General features: G+C 65.5%; 20 protein-coding genes. 7 read left to right on the top strand and 13 right to left on the bottom strand.

Annotated elements, in window-relative coordinates; all coding sequences use genetic code 11:
- Window positions 1-75 precede the first annotated feature (75 nt).
- Complete coding sequence (locus CSC74_RS06180; RefSeq protein ID WP_162313489.1) at window positions 76-1,326, top strand: DUF819 family protein; 1,251 nt, start codon at window positions 76-78, stop codon at window positions 1,324-1,326.
- A 443-nt stretch (window positions 1,327-1,769) separates the two neighbouring features.
- On the opposite strand, the gene CSC74_RS06175 is transcribed toward CSC74_RS06180, so the two are convergent.
- From CSC74_RS06175 to CSC74_RS06120, 12 genes are all read right to left on the bottom strand, one after another.
- On the bottom strand, window positions 1,770-2,990 hold the full coding sequence (locus tag CSC74_RS06175; protein ID WP_162313741.1) for a Tle-like phospholipase domain-containing protein: 1,221 nt from the start codon (window positions 2,988-2,990) through the stop codon (window positions 1,770-1,772).
- Between the two features lie 108 nt (window positions 2,991-3,098).
- Window positions 3,099-3,866, bottom strand: a complete 768-nt coding sequence (locus tag CSC74_RS06170; protein ID WP_162313488.1) for an ankyrin repeat domain-containing protein — start codon at window positions 3,864-3,866, stop codon at window positions 3,099-3,101.
- A 214-nt stretch (window positions 3,867-4,080) separates the two neighbouring features.
- Window positions 4,081-4,305: a YbdD/YjiX family protein gene (locus CSC74_RS06165; RefSeq protein WP_162313487.1), complete on the bottom strand. Its 225-nt coding sequence runs from the start codon at window positions 4,303-4,305 to the stop codon at window positions 4,081-4,083.
- On the bottom strand, window positions 4,305-6,371 hold the full coding sequence (locus CSC74_RS06160) for a carbon starvation CstA family protein (RefSeq protein WP_162313486.1): 2,067 nt from the start codon (window positions 6,369-6,371) through the stop codon (window positions 4,305-4,307). The genes CSC74_RS06165 and CSC74_RS06160 overlap by 1 nt, the downstream gene beginning before the upstream one ends.
- Window positions 6,372-6,591: 220 nt before the next feature.
- Window positions 6,592-7,593, bottom strand: a complete 1,002-nt coding sequence (locus CSC74_RS06155) for a magnesium and cobalt transport protein CorA (protein ID WP_162313485.1) — start codon at window positions 7,591-7,593, stop codon at window positions 6,592-6,594.
- Between the two features lie 67 nt (window positions 7,594-7,660).
- Window positions 7,661-9,700 (bottom strand): glycoside hydrolase family 97 protein, encoded by a 2,040-nt coding sequence (locus tag CSC74_RS06150; RefSeq protein WP_162313484.1) that lies wholly within the window; start codon window positions 9,698-9,700, stop codon window positions 7,661-7,663.
- A gap of 46 nt (window positions 9,701-9,746) precedes the next feature.
- Window positions 9,747-10,994 (bottom strand): lipoprotein N-acyltransferase Lnb domain-containing protein, encoded by a 1,248-nt coding sequence (locus tag CSC74_RS06145; RefSeq protein WP_425501419.1) that lies wholly within the window; start codon window positions 10,992-10,994, stop codon window positions 9,747-9,749.
- Entirely contained in the window at window positions 10,969-11,844 is an 876-nt protein-coding gene (locus CSC74_RS06140; RefSeq protein WP_162313482.1) for a CorC family transporter, read from the bottom strand. The genes CSC74_RS06145 and CSC74_RS06140 overlap by 26 nt, the downstream gene beginning before the upstream one ends.
- A 290-nt stretch (window positions 11,845-12,134) precedes the next feature.
- Entirely contained in the window at window positions 12,135-12,800 is a 666-nt protein-coding gene (locus CSC74_RS06135; RefSeq protein WP_343037877.1) for a hypothetical protein, read from the bottom strand.
- Between the two features lie 2 nt (window positions 12,801-12,802).
- Window positions 12,803-13,294: an rRNA maturation RNase YbeY gene (ybeY, locus tag CSC74_RS06130; protein ID WP_162313481.1), complete on the bottom strand. Its 492-nt coding sequence runs from the start codon at window positions 13,292-13,294 to the stop codon at window positions 12,803-12,805.
- Between the two features lie 173 nt (window positions 13,295-13,467).
- Complete coding sequence (locus tag CSC74_RS06125) at window positions 13,468-14,451, bottom strand: PhoH family protein (protein WP_162313480.1); 984 nt, start codon at window positions 14,449-14,451, stop codon at window positions 13,468-13,470.
- A 9-nt stretch (window positions 14,452-14,460) separates the two neighbouring features.
- Window positions 14,461-14,760, bottom strand: a complete 300-nt coding sequence (locus CSC74_RS06120) for a hypothetical protein (RefSeq protein WP_162313479.1) — start codon at window positions 14,758-14,760, stop codon at window positions 14,461-14,463.
- A gap of 139 nt (window positions 14,761-14,899) precedes the next feature.
- Here CSC74_RS06120 and CSC74_RS06115 point away from each other — a divergent pair, with 139 nt between their 5' ends.
- The 4 genes from CSC74_RS06115 (at window position 14,900) to CSC74_RS06100 (ending at window position 18,897) form a co-directional block, all read left to right on the top strand.
- Window positions 14,900-15,604 carry a TetR/AcrR family transcriptional regulator gene (locus CSC74_RS06115; protein ID WP_162313478.1) on the top strand — a complete coding sequence of 235 codons (705 nt, stop codon included), beginning with the start codon at window positions 14,900-14,902 and terminating at the stop codon, window positions 15,602-15,604.
- Window positions 15,594-16,565, top strand: a complete 972-nt coding sequence (locus tag CSC74_RS06110) for an HlyD family secretion protein (protein ID WP_162313477.1) — start codon at window positions 15,594-15,596, stop codon at window positions 16,563-16,565. The genes CSC74_RS06115 and CSC74_RS06110 overlap by 11 nt, the downstream gene beginning before the upstream one ends.
- 180 nt (window positions 16,566-16,745) lie before the next feature.
- The gene (locus CSC74_RS06105) at window positions 16,746-17,669 is read left to right on the top strand and encodes an ABC transporter ATP-binding protein (protein WP_162313739.1); all 924 of its coding nucleotides are present in this window, start codon (window positions 16,746-16,748) and stop codon (window positions 17,667-17,669) included.
- Window positions 17,670-17,811: 142 nt separating this feature from the next.
- Window positions 17,812-18,897: an ABC transporter permease gene (locus CSC74_RS06100; RefSeq protein WP_162313476.1), complete on the top strand. Its 1,086-nt coding sequence runs from the start codon at window positions 17,812-17,814 to the stop codon at window positions 18,895-18,897.
- Window positions 18,898-19,000: 103 nt separating this feature from the next.
- Here the strand turns inward: CSC74_RS06100 and miaB are convergent, their stop codons facing one another.
- Window positions 19,001-20,404 (bottom strand): tRNA (N6-isopentenyl adenosine(37)-C2)-methylthiotransferase MiaB, encoded by a 1,404-nt coding sequence (gene miaB / locus CSC74_RS06095; RefSeq protein WP_162313475.1) that lies wholly within the window; start codon window positions 20,402-20,404, stop codon window positions 19,001-19,003.
- Window positions 20,405-20,600: 196 nt separating this feature from the next.
- Here miaB and CSC74_RS06090 point away from each other — a divergent pair, with 196 nt between their 5' ends.
- A complete protein-coding gene (locus CSC74_RS06090; protein WP_162313474.1) occupies window positions 20,601-21,584 on the top strand; it encodes a lytic transglycosylase domain-containing protein in 984 nt (327 codons plus the stop codon).
- A 163-nt stretch (window positions 21,585-21,747) separates the two neighbouring features.
- A complete protein-coding gene (gene petA, locus CSC74_RS06085; RefSeq protein WP_162313473.1) occupies window positions 21,748-22,368 on the top strand; it encodes a ubiquinol-cytochrome c reductase iron-sulfur subunit in 621 nt (206 codons plus the stop codon).
- Window positions 22,369-22,371: the final 3 nt, after the last annotated feature.

Here is a 22,371-nt window from a genome sequence, read left to right as displayed (position 1 = left end):
CTACAGGGATGATTGTTTCCCCGGCAAGCCGCGAAGAACTTTTTTGCCCGTGACATCCATCAGAGAGAAGGTTTGATGCCCGTCGAAGCCAGCACCGCGCTCATCAACAACGACATCGTCGTCCTCGGCCTGATCGCCGCCACCCTCGGCGTGATCTTCTGGACCGAATCGCGCGAGACGGGGATATGGAAGAAGTTCTACACCTACGTGCCGGCCCTGCTGCTGTGCTACTTCATCCCCGGCATCTACAACAGCATCGGCCTGATCGACGGCAACAACACCAGCCTCTACAACCCGGTCGCCAGCCGCGTGCTGTTGCCGGCGGCGCTGGTGCTGCTCACGCTCACCATCGACATCAAGGGCATCCTCGGGCTCGGGCCGAAGTTGCTGCTGATGTACGTCGCGTCGTCGATCAGCGTGATGATCGGCGCGGTGGTCGCGTTCGCGCTGTTCGCGGCGGTGCATCCGGCGACCGTGGCCGGCGACACCTGGGCCGGCATGACCACGCTCGCCGGCAGCTGGATCGGCGGCGGCGCCAACATGATGGCGATGAAGGAGATCTTCGAGGTCAATGCCACCACGTTCGGCCAGTTCGCCGTGGTCGACGTCGGCGTCGGCTATGTATGGATGGCGGTGCTGATCTTCCTCGCCGGCCGCGCCGATGCGATCGACAAGCGCAGCGGCGCCGACACGCGCGCGCTCGATGAGCTGAAAGAGCGGATGGCCAGTTTTCAGGCCCAGCATGCGCGCATCGCCAGCCTCGCCGACCTGATGATCATCATCGGCATCGCCTTCGGCGCGGTCGGCCTGGCGCATGCGGTCGCGGCGCCGCTGGCGACCTGGTTCGGCGCCAACGTATCGTGGGCGAAGACGGTCAGCCTGCACGAGCCGTTCGTGTGGGTGGTGGCGCTGTCGACCTTCATCGGCCTGGCGCTCAGTTTCACCCGCGCGCGCACCTACGAAGGCGCCGGCGCATCGAAGATCGGCACCCTGCTGCTGTACTTCCTGATCGCCTGCATCGGCATGCAGATGGACATCATGGCGCTGCTGCAGCGGCCCGAGTTGTTCCTGCTCGGCGTGGTGTGGATCTCGATCCACATCGGCCTGCTGTGGCTGGTCGGCAAGCTGCTGCGGGTGCCGTTCTTCTATTTCGCGATCGGCTCGCAGAGCAACATCGGCGGACCGGCGTCGGCGCCGGTGGTGGCGTCGGTGTTCCATCCCTCGCTGGCGCCGGTGGGTGCGTTGCTGGGCACGCTCGGCTACGCGACCGGGACCGGGTTGGCCTATGCGTTGGGCTTGATCCTCAAGTCGATGGCGGGAGCATAGGAGCCGCAGTCGCGGAGCGGCGTAGGTAAGCCGTACGGCGATGCTTCCCATCAGGTTCCATGCGATCGGCTGGCGACCGCCATTCCGGGGGCAAGATTTCCTAAGGAAGTTCTGAACAATTACGGGAAGCAGGCGCGACTCTTGGAATGCCGTTGGTGGTGAGCCCCGGATCAAAGCCTGTCCCGTACTTGATACGGGATCCGGGGCAGACTCTGTCGAACCACCTCGGGGAATCGGCAATCTCATAGCCGCCGCAGGAGCTTCAACCGTCCAGTGGGCGCGAGAGGGAATTATCCAGAGCTTTCCGTGGACACGGATCAGAGCGGAAAAGACAGATACAACGATTGCTTTATCCGTGGTTTCCGCTCTGATCCGTGTCTAAAGGCCTCTGCCTTTCCTGCTTTGTGCAAGGGGCGCGAAAGAGGGAATTATTCGGAGGTTCCCTAGTGGGCGAGTGCCGGGCGTTGCTGGCGTTCGACCGCTTCCTGCGCATGCCCCTGTCGTTGCGCGTCCTGGTCCCGCAACGCCATCGCGCTTTGTCGCGCCGGGGTCTGCCCGGCCTCGGCCAGGTCGACCATGCTGCGGCGCTGGGCCGGATCCTGCAGCTCGCCCTGCACCGCGATCGCGCTGCCGCCGCGACTGGATGCGACCACGTGATCGATGCGTTCCAGTCCGTCGCGGCCCGCGCGCGCGGCCATGCCGGCAGCGGTGTTGAAGAAACGCTCGTTGTCGGCGAGTCCGAGCGGTTCGCGTTGCGCGGCCAATCCGGTGACCGCATCGCCGAGCAGGCGGTTGGACGTGCTGCCCGCGTCGCCGATAGTGCCGGGATTGGTGCCAGGATTGCGCTCGCGCACCTGCAACTGCGCCAGGTCCTGCGCTTCCATGACCGCTTCGATGAAGTGCAGGTCGACCCGGTGCATGAGCATTTTGCCGGGCACGAGGCGCTCGAAGAAGGTGAGCGGATCCGGGTCGGGCAGTTCGATCTTGTGCCCTGGCGCATCCGGCATCGCCCATTTCAGCGGGATGCTGTCTTCCTGCAGGTGGGTCAGGAACTCGTTCTTGACGTGGTAGGTGCGGATCAGGCCCTGTTCCGCTTCCCGCTTCAGCACATCGGCGTCGAAACCGTAGCGTTCGATGGTCTTGTCGTGCACGCCGGCGGCATTGAAGGTGACCGCCGGGACTTCGTTGACCATGCTCGCCGCCGCCGCCAGGCCGCCGCCCAGCGACTGTCCGGTCAGGACCACGTCGTCGCCGAAGGCCTGCTTCGCTTCCCGCGCCAGGGCGATGGCCTGGTCGTACTGGGCATCCTGGAAACCCAGGCCCTGGCGGAAATTGTGCGGCCAGTCCTTCCATTCGTCGCTGCCGGCATAGGCCAGCACCACGGCCCCGCTTGCATCGCGATAGAACGAGGCATCGAAGCCGCTCTTGGCGTCGTGCAGCAAGGTCGGGTCGATGCCGGCGGCGCGGACCGCGGCGTCGTCCATGCGCGCCCAGGTGCCGGGCAGCACGGGTTCGAACGAGGATTTGCCACGCCGCGCGTCGACGACGGCGTAATTGTCCTGGATCAGCGTCGACAATTCCCGATCGACCGCATGCGGCTGCTGCCCCGCGACGTCGTCGGCGAAGCCGCCGCCGGTTGCATTCGAAGATGAGGTGCTGGACATCCCTGTGGAAACGTTCATGCGCGATTCCTTGCGTAAGCTGGCCCTGGTGGGCGGCATCCGCGGCATCCGCGGACGCCGCGCGTTCCTGCTCCTGGTTACTGCGTGGCACTACTGCTGCGTGGCGATCCCGTGCGCGGCAAGCCAGTCGCGGACCTGTTGCCGCGACTGCCGGCCGGCGGCATTGAGGCGTGCGTCGGAACCGGAGAACAACGCGGCCTGGAAGGTATCGCCGCGACTGTTGGCGACGTTGGGATCCACGCCCAGTTGCAGCAATTGCAATACACGGTCGGCGTCGTTGACCTGCGCGGCCACGTGCAGCAGCGAGTTGCCCATCGAATCGGCACGGCGGATGTCCGCGCCGGCATTCACCAGTTGGTCGAACTGGTCGTTGCGGCGGCTCTGCACCGCACGGAAGATCGGGGTGCGGCCGCCACGGGCGCTGACCAGGTCCACCGGAGCGCCATGCGCGATCAGCACCTGCAGGTATTGCGGGTCGTCGGCCATGGCGGCCATGTGCGCCACGGTTTCGCTGTCCATGCCGGCCGCGGCGGGATCGGCACCGGCTTCAAGCAGTGCCGACAGCGACGCGGGTTTCCGGTTCCAGATCGCCCATTCGAGCAGGGTCACGTCGTCATCGCCGCGCGCCGACAGGTTTGCCGAAAGGGCGAGGGCGCGGATCCGGGGGAGGTCTCCTTCGGCGACCGCTTCGGCCAGTGGCGCGATCGCGGGATCGTGGAAGGGAAGGGCGGGGTCCTTGATTGCTGCGGACATGCTGGTTTGCTCCTTTGCACCGACCGGGTCGGCGGCGCATGAAACCATCAAAATGGATGTCGCGAGTGCCGCCAGTGCGGGGACATGCATTGCAGGCTTGCGCATTGCGGGTTCCTTCCGGCTGCTGCGTGACTGTCGCGTCGCGATGCGATCCTTGCAGGCGACGGATCGATCCTAGCACCGCTTGCGCGACCCTGCAGCCACGATTACGTGAACTGGATCGGGATTTTCGCGATCCGGTGGCCGGCCCGCACTTGAGGTACACAAGAAAGGCGGTGCCATCGGCCCCGCCTTCGTCGATTACCCTGCAGTGATGGTTTCAGCAGCAGCGGAAGCCGCTTTTTCCTCCGAACCTGGCTTCCTGCCGTTCGCGGAAGAAGGTCTTGTAGTCCATGACTTCGCGGTCCGGATGCTTCTCCAGCATGTGCCGCACGTAGTTGTCGTAGTCCGGCACGCCGCAGCAAAGCCGCGCGGTCTGCACCAGGCGCCGCCACACGCGGCGGTGCGCCTGGTACTGGCCGGCCGGGACCAGCGCGGTGCTCATCAGGGGTTCGCCTCGTTCGGCTTGAGCGCCACGTAGGGCGTTTCGTGATCCGTGCGCACGGAGCTTGCCCGTGCGCCCAGGATCGCCTTCACCGAATACACCAGCACCGAGAACACCACGAACAGGAACAGTGCGGTCAGGCCGGCGTTGATGTAGTTGTTGACCATTACCTGCTGCATCTGGCCGAAGTCCTTGGACGGGGCCAGCAGTTCGCCGGCCGCGATCGCATCGCGGTACTTGTGGGCCTGGGCCATGAAGCCGACGCCCGGGTTGGCGTCGAAGATCTTGATCCAGCCGGCGGCGGTGGTGCAGATCAGCAGCCACACGGTCGGCACGATCGAGACCCAGGCGTAGCGCTCCTTCTTCATCTTGAACAGCACCACCGTGCACAGCATCAGGGCGATGCCGGCCAGCATCTGGTTGGCGATGCCGAACAGCGGCCACAGCATGTTGATGCCGCCCAGCGGATCGGTCACGCCCTGGTAAAGGAAGTAGCCCCACAACGCCACGCAACCGCCGGTGGCGATGAAGTTGGCGGTCCACGATTCGGTGCGGCGCAATGCCGGCACGAAGTTGCCGAGCAGGTCCTGCAGCATGAAGCGGCCCGCGCGGGTGCCGGCATCGACCGCTGTGAGGATGAACAACGCTTCGAACAGGATCGCGAAGTGGTACCAGAACGCCATCATGCCTTCGCCCGGCAGCACCGCATGCAGGATCTGGGCGATGCCCACGGCCAGGGTCGGGGCGCCGCCGGCGCGCGACAGGATGCTGCTCTCGCCGATATCTTTCGCGGTCGCCAGCAGCACGTCCGGGCTGATCACGAAGCCCCAGCTAGACACGACCTGGGCGGCGTTGTTGACGTCGGTGCCGATGATCGCGGCCGGGCTGTTCATGGCGAAGTAGATGCCCGGGTCGATGATCGAGGCCGCGACCATGGCCATGATCGCCACGAACGATTCCATCAGCATGCCGCCATAGCCGATGTAGCGGGCGTGGCCTTCGTTGGCCAGCAGCTTGGGCGTGGTGCCCGAGCTGATCAGCGCATGGAAACCCGATACCGCGCCGCAGGCGATGGTGATGAACAGGAACGGGAACATGCCGCCCTTCCACACCGGGCCGGTGCCGTCGGTGAACTGGGTCAGCGCCGGCATCTTCAATTCCGGCATCACGATCAGGATGCCGATCGCCAGGCCGACGATGGTGCCGATCTTGAGGAAGGTGGAAAGGTAATCGCGCGGCGCCAGCAGCAGCCATATCGGCAATACCGCGGCGACGAAGCCGTAACCGATCAGCATCCAGGTGATCTGCACGCCGGTGAAGGTGAACGCCGGGCCCCAGACCGGATGCGTCGCGACCTGGCCGCCGTACCAGATCGCCGCCAGCAGCAGGACCAGGCCGACCACCGAGATCTCGCCGATCTTGCCGGGGCGGATGAAGCGCATGTAGATGCCCATCAGGATCGCGATCGGGATCGTCGCGATCACCGTGAACATGCCCCACGGGCTGCCTTGCAGCGCCTTCACCACGATCATCGCCAGCACCGCCAGGATGATGATCATGATCAGGAATACGCCGAACAGGGCGATGGTGCCGGGCACCGGGCCCATTTCCTCGCGCACCAGGTCGCCCAGCGAGCGGCCGTTGCGGCGGCTGGAAATGAACAGGACCATGAAGTCCTGCACCGCGCCTGCGAGCACCACGCCGGCGATCAGCCACAGCACGCCGGGCAGATAGCCCATCTGCGCGGCCAGCACCGGTCCGACCAGCGGGCCGGCGCCGGCGATGGCGGCGAAGTGGTGGCCGAACAACACGTGCTTGTTGGTCGGCACGTAGTCCAGGCCGTCGTTGTTGATGAACGCGGGAGTGGCGCGGGTGGGATCGACGCCGAGCACCTTGTTGGCGATGAACAGTCCGTAGTAACGGTAGGCGACCAGGTAGATCGATACCGCCGCCGCCACGATCCACAGCGCATTGATCTGTTCGCCGCGGCGCAGGGCGATGGTGCCCAGGCAGAACGCACCGAGCAGCGCGAGCGCGGCCCAGGCAAGCTTGGAGAAACCCTTCATGCAACACCTCCCGAGAGACTGCGGCTAGAGTCCTCCCAAGCGCCAGACGGGTCAATGCGTAATCGCCGATTCAGACTGCGACTTTGGTCTTAATGCAAGAAGCGCTGGTTTGTGCGCTGCAGCGCGGTCATGTCGACCACCGGTAGGAGCGGGCCTTGCCCGCGATGCTCTTGCGCAATGCGACCGAAGAGCATCGCGCCCAAGGGGCGCTCCTACGGATTCAAAGCCATTTGGCGCGCTTGAACAGCCAGTACAGGGTGCCGCACACCAGCGCTACGCCGCCGATCAGCGCCGGGTAGGCATAGGCCTTGTCGAGTTCGGGCATCCGGTGGAAATTCATGCCGTACCAACTGGTGATCAGGGTCGGCGCGGCCAGCAGCGCGGCCCACGCGCCGAGTCGCTTCACCACTTCGCCCTGGCCCAGCGTCACCAGCGAGAGGTTCACGCTCAGCGCCGTGGTCAGCATCTCGCGCAGGGTATCGATGGATTCGTTGACCCGCAGCGCATGGTCGTAGACGTCGCGGAAATACAGGCGTACTTCTTCCGGTACCAGCGGGCTCTGGGTGCGGCTCAGCTGCGACAGCACATCCTGCAGCGGACCGACGGCCAGGCGCATCTTGCTCAGTTCGCGCTTCAGTTCGTACAGCCGCACCACGGTGTCGCGGCTGTAGGTGTCGGCGAAGATCGCCTGCTCCAGCGAGTCGGCGGTATCGCGGAACTCGTCGATGATCGGGCGGTAGTTGTCGACGATGAAATCCAGCACCGCGTACAGGCCGTAGGACGGACCGAGGACCAGCAGTTCCGGCTCCCTTTCCACGCGCTCGCGCACCGGGGAGTACGAGAGCGAGGCGCCGTGGCGGACGGTGATCAGGTAGCGTGGTCCGACGAACGCATGGGTTTCGCCGTAGACGATTCTTTCGTCGACAACCTGCGCGGTGTGGATGACCACGAACATCGAATTGCCATAGGCTTCCAGTTTCGGCCGCTGGTGCGCGTTCTGCGCGTCTTCCACCGCCAGGTCGTGCAGACCGAACTCCTCCTGCAGTTTGTCCAGGATTTCGTCGGCCGGCTCGTACAGGCCGACCCAGACGAAGCTGCCGTCGTCCCGGGCCAGTACATCGCTGATCTCGTCCAGGGTGATGTCGTGGCGCTTGCCGGCCTTGTCGTAGACCACGCAGTTGATGACGCAGGAAGGCAATGCGGGCTTGGCGGTGTCGTTCATGCCGCGCATGGTGAGGCAGCCGGGGTAATGCGGCAAGCCGATGACCTTGTAGGGGCGCTCCTACGGGTTATTGCGCTACGAAGCGGATCGCCTGGCCGCCACCCGGCGCCAGGCGCAGGGTAAGCGTGTCGGAGCTGGTGACTTCACGCTGCTCGATCACGATGTCCTGCGGCGCGCGCTTCCAGTCGGCGTGCTCGCCATCGCGATAGATCTGCGCGAGGTACTTGCGGCCGGGATCGAGGAACGACAGCGGCGCCTTCAGCTCGCGGCCTTCCTCGTCGGAGATCGCGCCCAGGTACCAGTCGTCGCTGTTGCGATCCTTGCGCACGATGGTGACGAAGTCGCCGATCTCGCCATTGAGCACGCGGGTGTCCTCCCAATCCACCGGCACGTCCTCGATGAACTTGAACGGCTTCGGATTCGCCTCATAGTTCTCCAGCAGGTCGGCGGCCATCTGCAGGGGGCTGTAGATCACCACGTACAGCGCCAACTGCTTGGCCCAGGTGGTGGCGACGCCATCGGGTGCGCGCGTCTTCATGCCGAAGATGCCGGGGGTGTAGTCCATCGGCCCGGCCAGCAGGCGGGTGAACACCAGGTTGGCTTCGTGCTCGGGCGGATTGCCGGGCACGCCCCAGGCGCTGAATTCCATGCCGCGCGCGCCTTCGCGGGTGATCCAGTTCGGGTAGGTGCGGCGCAGGCCGGTGTCCTTGATCGGTTCGTGCGGGTTGACCGAAATATGGCGCTTGGCCGCCTCGGCCACCACCTTCAGGTGGTGCCGCGCCATGTCCTGGCCTTCGTGCCAGGCGTAATGCACCTTGCCGTCGAGGCCCGTGACCTTGGCCTGGCCGGCATCGGCGACATAGCCGGTCTTGACCGCATCGATGCCGAGCCGCTGGTACAGGTCGAAGCCCGCGCCCATCTGCGATTCGTAATGCGCGGCGTTGCCCGAGGTCTCATGGTGGCCGATCAGCCTAACGTGCTTCGATTTCGCATAGGCGGCGAGTTTTTCGATATCGAAATCCGGATACGGCCGGGTGAAGCTGAAATCCTCGCCGTTGCCGAACCAGTCGCCGTCCCAGCCCACGTTCCAGCCTTCGACCAGCACGCCGCCCAGGCCATGCTTGGCGGCGAAGTCGATGTGGCGCATCACGTTCTCGTCGGTGGCGCCATGCTTCGGGCCGGACGCCCAGGTCTTCCTGTCCAGATGCATCTCCCACCACACGCCGACGTACTTCATCGGCTTGACCCACGACACATCGCCCAGCTTGTTGGGTTCGTTGAGGTTGAGGATCAGGCTGGAAGTGACCAGGTCGCCCGCATTGTCGGCGATCTGCAGCGTGCGCCACGGGGTGTTGAACGGCGCGGTGCGCACGACCTTGCCGTCGCCGATGCCGGGCGTGAGCATGGCGCGGAATTTGCGATCCTCCACGCGGGTCAGGTTCATGCCGGCGTAGTCGATCAGTTCGGCTTCATGGATGGAGATATGCAGGCCGTTGTCGGTGCGCAGCGTGATCGGCGTCTGCGCGTCGCCGACTTCCTGCACCGGGGTGCGGTGGTAGAGGTATTCCTCGCGGTTCCACTCGCCGGCGGGAATCCACCAGGCGGTGGCGGGTTCGGCGATATCGAATTCGGTCAATTCCTCGCCGATCTTCACTTCCTTCAACGAGGCCTGGTCCGGGAATTCATAACGGAACCCAAGCCCGTCGTCGTAGACGCGGAACACCACGTCGATGCTGCGCTTCAGCGCGTTCTTCTCGGTCAGGACGACGCGCAGTTCGTTGTAGTGGTTGCGGATGCTGCGGCGCTCGCCCCAGGGTTGTTCCCAGGTTTCGTCGAAGCTACGGGCCTGGTGTCCGGCGATGACGAAATTGCGCTCGAACTTGGGTACGTCGAGGAACAGGAAGCCCAGCCGCGAAGGCGAAATCACCGGCTTGCCATCGCGCAGCACCGCGTAACTCGGGCGCCCGTCGTTGTCGGTGGTCACTTCCACCGACAGATTGCCGTCGGGCGAAGCGATGCCGACCTTGGGCGGGAGCGGGAGCGTGGGTGCGGCGAATGCGTGGCTGGAGAAAAGCAGTGCGATCAGCGCGAGCGGGCGGAAGGACATGCGGAATTCCGGAAGGCGGCCAGTAAGCCGCATCCTGCCAGTCTTCTCAGTGCAACGAGCCGCGCCGGCGCACGAATACGTATGCAAGCGCCGCATGCACGGGCAGCAGCAGCGCGACCCAGGCGTGGTTGACCTGCGGATTCGTCGACAGCCACAGCACCATCCACGCGCTTGCGGCGGCGGCGGCCACGATCGACAGCAGCCAGCGGAACCACGCCGCGGGCGTGCGCTTGCGCAACAGCGTCACCGCGCCCGGGATCAACAGCAGGCACAAGGGATTGAACAACAGCAGGTTGCGGTTGGCCCAGGCGGCGTGGTGTTCGGTGAAGCCCCACAGGAACACCAGCAACGCACCGACCACGCCGCAGACCAGCCACAGCGGCAAGGCGAGCGCCGCGACCAGGCGCGGTTTGCGCGGCGCGGCAAGCAGGATCGCGGTTGCGACGAACAGGCCCGCCAGCAGCCACGGCCACCAGCGGCGCGGACGCTCCGGTGGTTCCGGTGCGATCCGGTGCGGCACCAGCACCTGTTCCGACTGCACCAGCGGGCGACCGGCGCTGTTGCTGGCCTCGTCGAGGCTGTCGGCCAGGCGCATCGGCACGTAGGCTTCCTCCCAGCGCGACATCGGCACATCGGCGTACGGGCCCAGGCCTATGTCGAAACCCAGCCACATCCACAACGCAGGCGACGCCAGGCGCACCGCCTCGCTGCGGAAGGTATTGCCGCGCGAGCGCCCGACCATCTGCGACTTCAGCGCGCCGCCCATGGCGCGGTCGAGCGCATCGCGGACCTGGGTGGAACAGTTCGAAGTGAAATAGTCGTAGCGGTAGCGCGCGTTTTCGGGCTTGGCGCGCTCGGCCAATGCGTCGGCCAGGGATCGCGCCTGTTCCGGCGGCAAGTCCAGCCATTGCAGTTTCACGCCGCGTCCGACCTCCCGGTAATAGGAAAGGTCCTGCTGCAGCGGCAGCGCGACCAAGTAGTACTGCATGTCGCCCAGGGCGAAGCGGCCGGCGAAGCCGGGCTCATCCATGTCGAAGAAGCCGAAGTTGTACGAAGTCGCCTCGCCGGTCCGCGGATCGACGACGACGATGGCGTCGTGGCCGAAGCGCTCGAAGAAGATCTCGCCCGGCTGCATGGTCATCACCCCGATGCGCGGGGCAGTCGTGGGCGGCGATGCCGCCCAGGCCGAAGCCGCCAGCAGCGACAGCAGTCCCAGCACGATCAGGCGCGCGAACATCAAACGGGCGGACATCCGGTTTATCGGCATGCTAGTTATCGGAAAGCACGCCGACATGGAACGCATGCACGCGGCGGGCATCGGCCTTGGCCACGCGGAACTCGAACCTTCCCAGGGTCAGTTCCTCGTCGGTATCCGGCAGGTGGCCGATGGCCGCGGTGACCAGGCCGCCGACGGTGTCGTACTCGTCGTCGGGGAAGTCGGCGCCGAAGCGTTCGTTGAAATCGGCGATCGGGGTCAGCGCGTCGACCACGTACTGCCCGTCGGCATGCACCGCGATCAGGTCGGCGCCTTCCTCGGCCTCGTCGTGCTCGTCGTCGATCTCGCCGACGATCTGTTCCAGCACGTCCTCGATGGTGACCAGGCCGGCCACGCCGCCGTATTCGTCCACGACGATCGCCATGTGGTTGCGCGACAGGCGGAATTCCTTGAGCAGCAGGTTGAGCTTCTTCGATTCCGGGATCAGCACCGCCGGGCGCAGCAGTTCGCGCACGTTGCCGGGGCCGTTGTCGGCGACCACGCCGCGCAGCAGGTCCTTGGCCAGCAGGATGCCGAGGATCTCGTCCTTGTTCTCGCCATGCACGGGGAAGCGCGAGTGGCCCGACTCCACCACTTCCTTCATCAGGTCGAGGAAGCGCGAGGCGATGGGCAGCGACACCATCTGCGAGCGCGACACCATCACGTCGCCGACGGTCAGCTCGGCCACGGCGATGGCGCCTTCCATCATCCGCAGCGTGTCGCTGGCGATCAGCCCGTCGCCCTGCGCATCGCGCAACAGCGCGATCAGGTCGTCGCGTGAGGAGGGTTCGCCGGAGAACGCGGAACTGATGCGGTCCAGCCAGGTGCGCCGCTTCTCCGGGTGTTTCTCGGAGGCTTCCGGCGCGGGGGTACTGTCGTCTTCTGACATTTGTTGGGTAACAGGCAGCCCTGTGGAGGGCGACGGCGGCAGTCTATCAGGATGCGTGCGGGAGGGGCTTCAGTCCCGGCAGGCCCCGTCTATACCGGGTCGGGGCTGAAGTCCCTTCCGCAGGTTGTCCGGTACTTTCTCGGGCATTGCGGCCAGCAACGCGTCTTGATCCCCGCCGCTCCCACGACCTGGGCGCCCGCGACATGTGGCGACTGGCGTACTGCGATCCGCAACAAGCAGAATTCACAACAAGCAGGGAAGCGTCGGGTCGGACTCCCTCCCGCACGGAGCTACGGCGATGCGGCGCCGGTTGGCAGCGCCGGTTCCTGTGCGGGCGCCGCTTCCGGCTCCTCTTCCAGCGTGTCCATGATGTAGCTGCAACCGACTAGGGTCTTGCCCGGATGCGAGGAGACGTTGGACACGTTGAGCACCACCGAATCGATCAGGGTGATTCCGCTGGCCTCGTCGCGCTGCTCATGGCTGCGCAGTTCCTTGCCGAACATCGCCTTGGCCGGCGTGTCGACCGCCGTTTCCAGTTCCAGTTGTTTCGCCAGCGGGCGCGGGTCGGCCAGGTCGAGGATGGCGATGATGCTGTCGCCGGTGAAGGCGATATGGTCGGTGCTATGCCCGAACACGCTGATCGGCGTGTTGAGCATGAACTCGGTCATGAACAGATTGGCCTGCGGCAGCGGGCGCCAGCCCAGTGCGACCGCCTGCAAGGGTTCGATCAGGGCCGGGGCCAGGTAGTGGAAGTCGGCCAGCTCGCGCCTGCATTCGATCAGGCCGGCCAGGTCGATGCGGGCCGGATCGAGCGGTTCGGCGGGCTTTCCCGCAGTTTTCTCGGCAACGTCCGTGCCCGAAGTGGCGGTGGCGGATATTTCCGGCGATGCGGCAGGCGTCTGCGCGAACAACGGAAGCGGCAGCAATGCCGCCAGCGGAAGCAAAAAACGGCGCATGCCTATTCCTCGAATGCGTAAGGGTCGTCGATGCCGAGCTCGGCCAGGATTTCGCGCTCCAGCTGTTCCATGGCTTCGGCCTCGCGGTCGTCCTCGTGGTTCCAGCCCAGCAGGTGCAGCGCGCCATGCACGGTCAGGTGCGCGTAGTGCGCGGCCAGTTTCTTCTTCTGTTCCCTGGCCTCGCGCGCGACCACCGGGGCGCAGATCACCAGATCGCCCAGCAGCGGCATCTTGAAGCCTTTCGGCATTTTCACGCCCTCGGCCATTTCCGCCGGGAAACTGAGCACGTTGGTCGCGTAGTCCTTGCCGCGGTAGTGGCGGTTGAGGGCGCGGCCTTCCTTGGTATCGACGATGCGCACCGCCAGGTCGGCTTCGCGGATGCGCCCGTGCAGCGCGGCCGCCACCCACTTGCGGAAACTCACCGACGAAGGCAAGCCCGCGCGGGGCAGGGCGTAGCTGACGGAAACTTCGAGATGGACGGGGCCTTGGGTCATTGGGGTTCGTCATTCCCGCGAAGGCGGGAATCGCTCCTGCTTCGTAGAGCCGAGCTTGCTCGGCTGCCTTTCGATTTCAAGCCTTTCGATTTCAAGCAACATTATTCCCACTCGACCTCCTTGAAGGAGGCTAAGAGCGATTCCCGCCTTCGCGGGAACGACGAACTGAAGAATCACGCCGGCCCCGTTTCCGCATCCTTGCCATCGCGCTCATCGTAAGCCCGCACGATCTTCGCCACCAGCGGATGCCGGACCACGTCGCGGCTGGTGAAGAAGGTGAAGCTGATGCCGTCGACGCCGCGCAGCACTTCCAGGCCGTCCTTCAACCCCGATTTCACGTGCTTGGGCAGGTCGATCTGGGTCAGGTCGCCGGTGACCACGGCGGTGCTGCCGTAGCCGATCCGGGTCAGGAACATCTTCATCTGCTCGATGGTGGTGTTCTGCGCCTCGTCGAGGATCACGAACGCGTCGTTGAGCGTGCGGCCGCGCATGTAGGCCAGCGGCGCGATCTCGATGACGTTCTTCTCCAGCAGCTTGAGGACCTTTTCCACGCCGAGCATTTCATACAGCGCGTCGTACAGCGGGCGCAGGTACGGATCGACCTTCTGGCTCAGGTCGCCGGGCAGGAAACCGAGCTTTTCGCCGGCTTCCACCGCGGGCCGCACCAGGATGAGGCGCTGCACGCGCGATTCGTTGAGCGCTTCCACCGCGCTGGCGACGGCGAGGAAGGTCTTGCCGGTACCGGCCGGGCCGATGCCGAAATTGATGTCGTGGGTGGCGATGGCGTGCAGGTAGGCGGCCTGGTTGGGGCCGCGGCCGCGCACGGTGCCGCGCTTGACCTTGATCGCCACGTCCTGCGGCTGGAAACCACCGGCGGCCAGGTGCTCGACGTTGGCCGCGTTGAGGCGCAGGTGGATCGCTTCGCTGTCGAAGGTTTCCTCGCCGGCTTCGGCGTACAGCGCGCGCAGCAGCTTTTCGGTCGCTTTCACTTCGGCCGCGGGACCGGTGACCTTGAAGATGTTGCCGCGGTTGGCGATTTCCACGCCCAGGCGCAGTTCGATCTGGCGCAGGTGCGCATCGAACGGCCCGGCCAGGTTGGCCAATCGCTCGGCGTTGTCGGGTTCGAGGGTGAATTCGCGCTTGTCGGGGGCGGTCATGGAAGGGTTTCAGTGCCTGGTCTGGTCGTCGGCGTCTTCGACACGCCATTGGTGGAATACGTAGGCCTCGTCGTCGATCAGCGCCTGGTCGAAGTGCTCGGCTTCGGGGGCTTCGTCGCGTTCGATCTGCCTGGGCTCGTCCTGCACCCCGGTCACCTGCCAACCGGCGCCGCGCAGGAAGTCGCTGGCGTGGCGGATCGGGTCTTCGGCCAGCCCCGGCATCTGGTAGCAGAGCACGTAGGCGCCGCCGAACTCCTGGAAATCCGGGGCGTCGGGCAGGGGTTCGGCTTCTACTACGAAGACCCACAACTTGGGGGCGGTCTGGGGGATGGCAAGCGGGCCGGGACGGGGCGGTGCAGGGTATCGCGACCGTGTTGCAAGGGCCAGACAAGCCACCGCCCATCGGCATGGGGTTGCAGTTAATTAACCAATGAATTAAATATAATCGATGATCGATTCCCCCTCTGCTTCCAATGCCGGTCCCCTGCCGGCGAAACGACCGTCCCGGCCCGTGCGCAAACGCGCGCCGGGTCGTCCTTCGGCGGATTCCCCCGACCTGCGCGGCCGCCTGCTGGAGGCGGCGCTGGCCTGCTTCGTGCGCAAGGGCATCGCGGCGACATCGTTGCGGGATATCGCCACCGAGGCGGGTGTGACCCCGGCTCTGCTGCACTACTACTTCGGCGACAAGGGCCAGCTGCAGCAGGAGGTGATCGCGCAGAAGATCCTTCCCGTGTTCGCCGCCCTGCGCGAACCGTTGCTGCAGGCCGGCGACGACATCGCCGCGTTGATCGCGGGCTTCGTGACCGGCATCGGCAGGATCGTGGCCGAACATCCGTGGTTGCCGCCGCTGTGGGTACGCGAGGTGCTGTGCGAAGGCGGCGCGCTGCGCGACCTGCTGTTCGACCGGATCGGGCCGCAACTGCCGCAGATGATGGCCAGGCGTTTCGCCGAGGCGCAGGCGCAGGGACGCATCAATCCCGACCTGGATCCGCGCCTGTTGATGGTGTCATTGGTCGGGCTGACCCTGTTCCCGGCCGCGGGCGCGCCGATCTGGCGCCGCCTGTTGGATGCCGACGACCTGGATTTCGACACCGTGCGCCTGCATACGCTTTCGCTGCTGGACCGCGGACTGGAGCTGGACCATGCGAAATGAGAGAACGCTACTGATCCTGGTCGCCGTCTGCGCGCTGGCGTTGTCCGCGTGCAGGGATTCCGCGCCACAGGTGCTCGGTACGCTGGAATGGGACCGCATCACCCTGCCTGCGCCGGTGGCCGAGAAGATCGTGCGCATCGACGTGCGCGAAGGCCAGCAGGTCGCCATCGGTACCCCCTTGCTGCAGCTGGAGCCGGTCCGCACCCAATCGCAACTTGCGGCGGTACAGGCACAGGCGCAGCAGAGCCGCGAAGCCTTGTCCGAACTCGAAGCCGGCCCGCGCAGCGAAGACATCGCCCAGGCCCGCGCCAACGTCGCCGCGACTCAGGCGCAGGCGGTCGATGCGCGCGCCTACTACAACCGCCTGCAACCGCTGGGCCGGCAGAAGCTGGTCGCCGCGGCCGATGTCGATCGCGCGCGCGCCGCCGCCGGCAATGCGGAAGCGCAGGTGCGCGCAGCGCAGGCGGCCTTGCTGGAACTGGAGCGCGGCACCCGTAGCGAACAGGTCGCACAAGGTCGCTCGGCGGTGGCCGCGGCCGAAGCGCAGGCCGCGACTCAATCGGTCTCGCTGGAAAAATTGAGCGTGATCGCACCGCGTGCCGGACGCATCGACAGCTTGCCGTACAAGCTGGGCGACCAGGCGCCGGTGGGTTCGCCGTTGGCGATCCTGCTGGTCGGCGATGCGCCGTACGCGCGCGTGTACGTTCCGGAACCGATGCGCGCCAACGTCAAGGTGGGACAGGCCGCGCGGGTGTTCGTCGATGGCCGCGAAGCGGCGTTCGATGGCCATGTGCGCATGATCCGCAGCGAGCCCAGCTTCACCCCGTACTACGCGCTGTCCGGTCGCGATGCCGAGCGCCTGAGTTACCTGGCGGAAATCGCCCTGGACAAGGCCGCGGACGATCTACCCGCGGGCGTGCCGGTGCGGGTGGAATTTATGGGAGAAGACGATGGGAACTAACACGAGTCGCACTGTTACTTTGATTCGTCATTCCCGCGAAGGCGGGAACCCAGTGCCTCTGCTTTCATCGAGTTCTTGGGTGGAAAGCGAAAGTCGCTGGGTTCCCGCCTTCGCGGGAATGACGAGGTTAATTTTTATCGAGTGTGCGTGATGGCCGCGGATCCATCCCACGACATCGCCATCCGCGCGCGCGGCCTGAGCAAGCGCTTCGGCACGCTGCTGGCCGTCGATGGCGTTGATCTCACCGTGCCGCGCGCCAGCGTGTACGGCTTCCTCGGTCCGAACGGGTCGGGGAAATCCACCACCATCCGCATGCTGTGCGGCTTGCTCACGCCCACCGCCGGCGAGATCGAGGTGCTGGGATTGAAGATCCCGGAACAGGCCGAGGCGCTGCGCAAGCGCATCGGTTACATGACCCAGAAATTCGCCTTGTATGAAGACCTTACGGTGCGCGAGAACCTGGAGTTCCTTGCGACAGTGCAGGGCCTGTCGCGCGAACAGCGCCGCGGCCGCCTAGACGAACTGCTCGACGCCTACAACCTGGCCGACCGCGCCAGGCAACTGGCCGGGACCCTGAGTGGTGGGCAGAAACAGCGGCTGGCGTTGGCCGGGGCTACCGTGCACAAGCCGGAGCTGCTGTTCCTGGACGAACCGACCAGTGCGGTCGATCCCGAATCGCGCCGGGATTTCTGGGAAAAACTCTTCGACCTGGCCGATGCCGGCACCACCATTCTCGTCTCGACCCACTACATGGATGAAGCCGAACGCTGCCATCGCATCGCCATCCTCGACACCGGCCGTCTGGTCGCCGACGGCACGCCGGACGAACTCACCCGGGCGCTGGCCGGACGCACCGTGGGCATACGCGCCAGCGAACCGCGCAAGGCCCAGGCGGCCTTGCACGCTGCGCAGGGCGTGATCAGCGTGGCCCAGATCGGCAACGAGCTGCGCGTGCTGACCACGGCCGGCGATGGGCCCGGTGAGCGTCTGCAGGCGTTTCTGCGCGATCGCGGCATCGAAGCGGAGGTCGAGCCGATCGAACCGAACCTCGAGGACGTATTCGTCTCGGCCACCCAGGCCGGACCCAAGGCGCGCGCCGCATGAACGCGCTCGCATCCATCAATCTCCCCTCCGTGGGAGCGCCGTCCCGGCGCGAGCTCTATCGCGGCGGCACACGACATTCAAGATCAACGGCTCGCGCCGGGACGGCGCTCCTACACGAGTGGCCGGGCCTCGGAGAAATTGCATGAAGGCGCAGCAGATCTTCGCGGTGATGGTCAAGGAAATGCGGCAGATGGCGCGCGACAGGATGACCGTGGCGATGATGCTCGGCATTCCCACCCTGCAGTTGCTGCTGTTCGGTTATGCGATCAACCTGGACGTGCGCAACCTGCCGGCGGCGGTGGCGGACATGGCCGATAGCGGCGGTTCGCGCGCGCTGGTCCAGGATATTTTCTCCACCGGCGTGGTCCGGCCGGTCGCCGGTGCGCGTACGCCGCAGGAGCTGCAACTGTTGCTGCGCCAGGGCAAGATCAAGATCGGCATCGTGATCCCGCCGGACTTCGAGCGTCGCCGGATCGACGGGCGCGAGGCGATGCAGGCGATCGTCGACGGCAGCGATACCTCGGTCCAGGCCACGGCGCGGCAACTGGCGCAGATGCCGCTCGACGGACGCAGCTTCAGCGCGCTGCAGGGACAGATCAGCGTGTTGCCGCTGTACAACCCAGAGCGGCGCTCGGCGGTGAACGTGGTGCCGGGGCTGATCGGCGTGATCCTGACCATGACCCTGGTTATGTTCACCGCCATGGCCATCGTCCGCGAACGCGAGCGCGGTAATCTCGAGCTGCTGATCACCACGCCGGTGTCCAGCGGCGAACTGATGGTCGGCAAGGTCCTGCCCTACATCGGCGTGGGCCTGGTGCAGACCACGGTCGTCCTGTTGCTGGGCATGTGGCTGTTCAAGGTGCCCATCAACGGCAGCCTGTGGGGCGTGTACGGCGCAGCGATGCTGCTGATCGTCGCCAACCTGACCCTGGGCCTGCTGGTATCGACCCGCGCCCAGACCCAGTTCCAGGCCATGCAGATGGCGTTCTTCCTGTTCCTGCCGTCGATCCTGTTGTCGGGCTTCATGTTCCCGTTCGACGGCATGCCCAAGGCGGCGCAATGGATCGCCGAAGCGCTGCCGCTCACCCACTTCATGCGCCTGATCCGCGGCGTGGTCCTGCGCGGCGCCAACCTGTTGGAGTTGTGGCCCGACGTGCTGGCCCTGCTCGCCTTCACCGTGGTGATGATGTCGCTGGCGATATTGCGTTTCCGCAAGCGTCTGGATTAAGCAGCAACGGCCTGGCGTGGGAGCGAGGTGAGTCGCGAATTGCCGATTGGGCGAGAGCGCATGGTTTCGCGACTTACGTCGCTCCTACGTCGCTTCCACAGCATCAACCGACTCTAAGATTTCCGCGCAATGAATTGGCCATCACCTCGGTGATCTCCACGTCCACGAATTGCCCTATCAGTCGCGCATTGCCGGGGAAGTTCACGTAGCGCATGTTCTCGGTGCGGCCGGTCAGCTCGGAAGCATCGCGGGTGCTGTGGCGCTCCACCAGCACGCGCTGCACGCTGCCGAGCATGGTCTGCGAGATCCGGGTCGAGTTGGCGTTGATCGCCGCCTGCAGCCGGGCCAGGCGTTCGTGCTTCGCCGATTCGGGAGTGTCGTCTTCCAGGTCCGCCGCGGGCGTGCCGGGGCGGCGCGAATAGATGAAGGAATAGGACTGGTCGAAGCCCACGTCCTCGATCAGCTTCATGGTCTTGTCGAAATCGGCATCGGTCTCGCCCGGGAAGCCGACGATGAAATCGGATGAGATCGAGATGTCCGGCCGCACCGCGCGCAGCTTGCGGATCTTCTGCTTGAACTCCAGCGTGGTGTAGCCGCGTTTCATCGCCGCGAGGATGCGGTCGCTGCCGGCCTGCACCGGAAGATGCAGGTAATCGGCCAGTTGCGGCACGTCGCGATAGGCCTCGATCAGCGAGTCGGAGAATTCGAGCGGGTGCGAGGTGGTGAAGCGGATCCGGTCGATGCCGTCGATCTCGGCCATGGTCCGGATCAGCAGCCCAAGATCAGCCATCTCGCCATCGCCATAAGGCCCGCGATAGGCATTGACGTTCTGCCCCAGCAGGTTGATCTCGCGCACGCCCTGCGCGGCCAGTTGCGCGATTTCCACCAGCAAGTCCTCGAACGGCCGGCTGACTTCCTCGCCACGCGTGTACGGCACCACGCAGAAACTGCAGTACTTGCTGCAGCCCTCCATGATCGAGACGAACGCGGTCGGGCCTTCGGCGCGCGGTTCGGGCAGGCGATCGAACTTCTCGATCTCCGGGAAGCTGATGTCCACCTGCGGCTTGCCGGATTCGCGGCGGGCGCGGATCAGTTCCGGCAAGCGGTGCAACGTTTGCGGGCCGAACACCAGGTCCACGTACGGCGCGCGCTTGACGATGGCCGCGCCTTCCTGCGAGGCGACGCAACCGCCGACGCCGATCAGCACCGGCTTGCCGTCCTTCTTCAGCGACTTCCAGCGGCCGAGCTGGCTGAAGACCTTTTCCTGGGCCTTCTCGCGGATCGAGCAGGTGTTGATCAGGATGACGTCGGCGTCTTCAGGGTTGTCGGTCAGCTCCAGGCCGTCGGAATCGGCCAGCACGTCGGCCATCTTGGACGAGTCGTACTCGTTCATCTGGCAACCGTGGGTTTTGATATAGAGCTTGCCGCGTACCGGAATATCGGTCGGAGACGCAGGCACGGCCGGCTTGTCCGGGGTGGACGGGGAGGGGGTGGCGATCCCGGGCATGGTGGGTAATCCAGGCGGGTTGGCGGAAGAGGGCGACAGTTTAACGGCCGGAATCACCCACGACCGCCGTTGGATGAGGAAATCCGCCGCATACCGGCCCATGCAATGAGAAGTGGGTCACCCTCCGCTTCCCGAGGAAATCCTTTTGTCGGACAAGGACTTGGCAATCGCTGATGAAGTTGGGACACTCCCCGGCATGAAGGGGGCTTCTCTGAAACATGCGCTTCGGAAGCGCGCGCTGCCGTTGCTGGTGGCGCTGATCGCGTCGACCGCGCTGCCGGCCGCTGCGGGCACCCTGTACAAGTGCACCGGTGCCGATGGCGTGCCCAACTACGTCAGCAAGCGTGTCGGCGGGGCCAGTTGCGAGGTCATCAGCCGCTACACGCCCGACAATCGCAGCCGCTCCGGCATCTCGCGGCCTTCCGGTGCCGGCGGTGCTGTTTCCACGCCGGCTACCCCAACGACGACCCTGGGGGCGGCCAGTACCGGGGCGGTGATCACCATGCCTGTTTCGGCCTCGGCCAACTCGGTAGTGCCTGCTTCGATCCCGGCTGTCGCCACCACCGCACCCAAGGTCGCGAAGTCGGGAAATACCCGTCGCGTGGTCAGCGGGCAGGTGTATTCCTTCATCAAGGATGGCGTGCGCCATTACACCAGCGCGCGGCCCAAGGGCGCGGACAGCGTGGCCAGCATCCGCACCATCAAATACAGCTTCATCGAGACCTGCTTCGCCTGCGCAGCCAATCCGGGGGTCAATTTCGGCACCCTGCGTTTGAATACGGCCGCCTACCAGGCCGAGATCGCCGCCGCCGCCCGCCAGTACGGGGTCGAGGAAGCGGTGGTGCGCGCCATCATCCACGCCGAGTCGTCTTTCAATCCGATGGCGCTGTCCCATGCGGGCGCCCAGGGCTTGATGCAGCTGATGCCCGCCACGGCGCGCCGGTTCGGCGTCACCGACTCCTACGACGCTGGCCAGAACATCCGTGGCGGCGTCCAGTACCTGGCGTGGTTGTTGAAGCGCTTCAACGGCAACCTCACCCTGGCCGCCGCCGGCTACAACGCGGGCGAGGGTGCGGTGGATCGCCACGGGGGCGTGCCGCCCTATCAGGAAACCCAACGTTACGTCGCCCGCGTCGGCGTGCTTGCCGACCGCTATCGGGGCACGGTCGGCGCGCGCTGACCGCTGGTCGGCGCCATCGGGCGCTGCAAGTCATTGATTTGGCGGCCAACGTTGTCGGTCGATTAAGGCTTCCGTTACACTTTGCCGTCTTTTGCGGCCCACGCCGGTTATGGCGTCGGCTTTGGCAGCCCTTTAGCTACCTGAATGTTTTGCGGAGTGCCGGATGGCCAATGATGGGGTCAATGAGCCTGTGAATACGGGCCGACGCCGGTTCCTTACCGCGACCACGGCTGTGGTCGGCGCGGTGGGGGCCGGGTTTGTAGCAGTACCGTTCATCAAGTCGTGGAACCCGAGCGCACAGGCCAAATTGGCCGGTGCGCCGGTCACCGCCGACCTGACCGGTTTGCAGGAAGGCCAGCGCCTGGTCCTGGAATGGCGCGGTCAGCCGATCTGGATCGTGAAGCGCTCCAAGGCCATCCTGGACGCGTTGCCGACTCTGGACAGCCGTCTGCGCGATCCGGAGTCCACCAATGTGGACCAGCAGCCGGCCTACGTGTTGAAGGGCAATCCGGAGTTCCGTTCGGTCAAGCCGGAAATCTCGGTCCTGGTCGGCCTGTGCACCCACCTGGGTTGCTCGCCGGAAATGGTCGCCGAGATCAAGCCCGAGCCGTACGACCCGGACTGGAAGGGCGGTTATTTCTGCCCCTGCCACAAGTCGCGTTTCGACATGTCCGGCCGCGTCTTCCAGGGCGTGCCCGCACCGATCAACCTGCTGGTGCCGCCGCACTACTACGAAAACGACACCACGCTGGTGATCGGCCTCGATCCGAAGGGGACTGCGTAAGCC

Source organism: Pseudoxanthomonas yeongjuensis (assembly GCF_010093345.1).
In the GTDB taxonomy this organism is placed as follows: Bacteria; Pseudomonadota; Gammaproteobacteria; order Xanthomonadales; family Xanthomonadaceae; genus Pseudoxanthomonas_A; species Pseudoxanthomonas_A yeongjuensis.
The sequence above is the reverse complement of the archived record's forward strand: the minus strand, read 5'-3'. Positions and strand labels throughout refer to the sequence as shown.

Coding starts and splice junctions, on each gene's coding strand:
- CSC74_RS06110 (WP_162313477.1), top strand. CDS start 15,594: ATGCGAAATGAGAGAACGCTACTGATCCTGGTCGCCGTCTGCGCGCTG.
- CSC74_RS06145 (WP_425501419.1), bottom strand. CDS start 10,994: ATGTCGGCGTGCTTTCCGATAACTAGCATGCCGATAAACCGGATGTCC.
- CSC74_RS06175 (WP_162313741.1), bottom strand. CDS start 2,990: ATGTCCAGCACCTCATCTTCGAATGCAACCGGCGGCGGCTTCGCCGAC.
- CSC74_RS06180 (WP_162313489.1), top strand. CDS start 76: ATGCCCGTCGAAGCCAGCACCGCGCTCATCAACAACGACATCGTCGTC.
- CSC74_RS06165 (WP_162313487.1), bottom strand. CDS start 4,305: ATGAGCACCGCGCTGGTCCCGGCCGGCCAGTACCAGGCGCACCGCCGC.
- CSC74_RS06155 (WP_162313485.1), bottom strand. CDS start 7,593: ATGAACGACACCGCCAAGCCCGCATTGCCTTCCTGCGTCATCAACTGC.
- miaB (WP_162313475.1), bottom strand. CDS start 20,404: ATGCCCGGGATCGCCACCCCCTCCCCGTCCACCCCGGACAAGCCGGCC.
- CSC74_RS06135 (WP_343037877.1), bottom strand. CDS start 12,800: ATGCGCCGTTTTTTGCTTCCGCTGGCGGCATTGCTGCCGCTTCCGTTG.
- petA (WP_162313473.1), top strand. CDS start 21,748: ATGGCCAATGATGGGGTCAATGAGCCTGTGAATACGGGCCGACGCCGG.
- CSC74_RS06140 (WP_162313482.1), bottom strand. CDS start 11,844: ATGTCAGAAGACGACAGTACCCCCGCGCCGGAAGCCTCCGAGAAACAC.
- ybeY (WP_162313481.1), bottom strand. CDS start 13,294: ATGACCCAAGGCCCCGTCCATCTCGAAGTTTCCGTCAGCTACGCCCTG.
- CSC74_RS06115 (WP_162313478.1), top strand. CDS start 14,900: ATGATCGATTCCCCCTCTGCTTCCAATGCCGGTCCCCTGCCGGCGAAA.
- CSC74_RS06170 (WP_162313488.1), bottom strand. CDS start 3,866: ATGCGCAAGCCTGCAATGCATGTCCCCGCACTGGCGGCACTCGCGACA.
- CSC74_RS06160 (WP_162313486.1), bottom strand. CDS start 6,371: ATGAAGGGTTTCTCCAAGCTTGCCTGGGCCGCGCTCGCGCTGCTCGGT.
- CSC74_RS06090 (WP_162313474.1), top strand. CDS start 20,601: ATGAAGGGGGCTTCTCTGAAACATGCGCTTCGGAAGCGCGCGCTGCCG.
- CSC74_RS06125 (WP_162313480.1), bottom strand. CDS start 14,451: ATGACCGCCCCCGACAAGCGCGAATTCACCCTCGAACCCGACAACGCC.
- CSC74_RS06150 (WP_162313484.1), bottom strand. CDS start 9,700: ATGTCCTTCCGCCCGCTCGCGCTGATCGCACTGCTTTTCTCCAGCCAC.
- CSC74_RS06100 (WP_162313476.1), top strand. CDS start 17,812: ATGAAGGCGCAGCAGATCTTCGCGGTGATGGTCAAGGAAATGCGGCAG.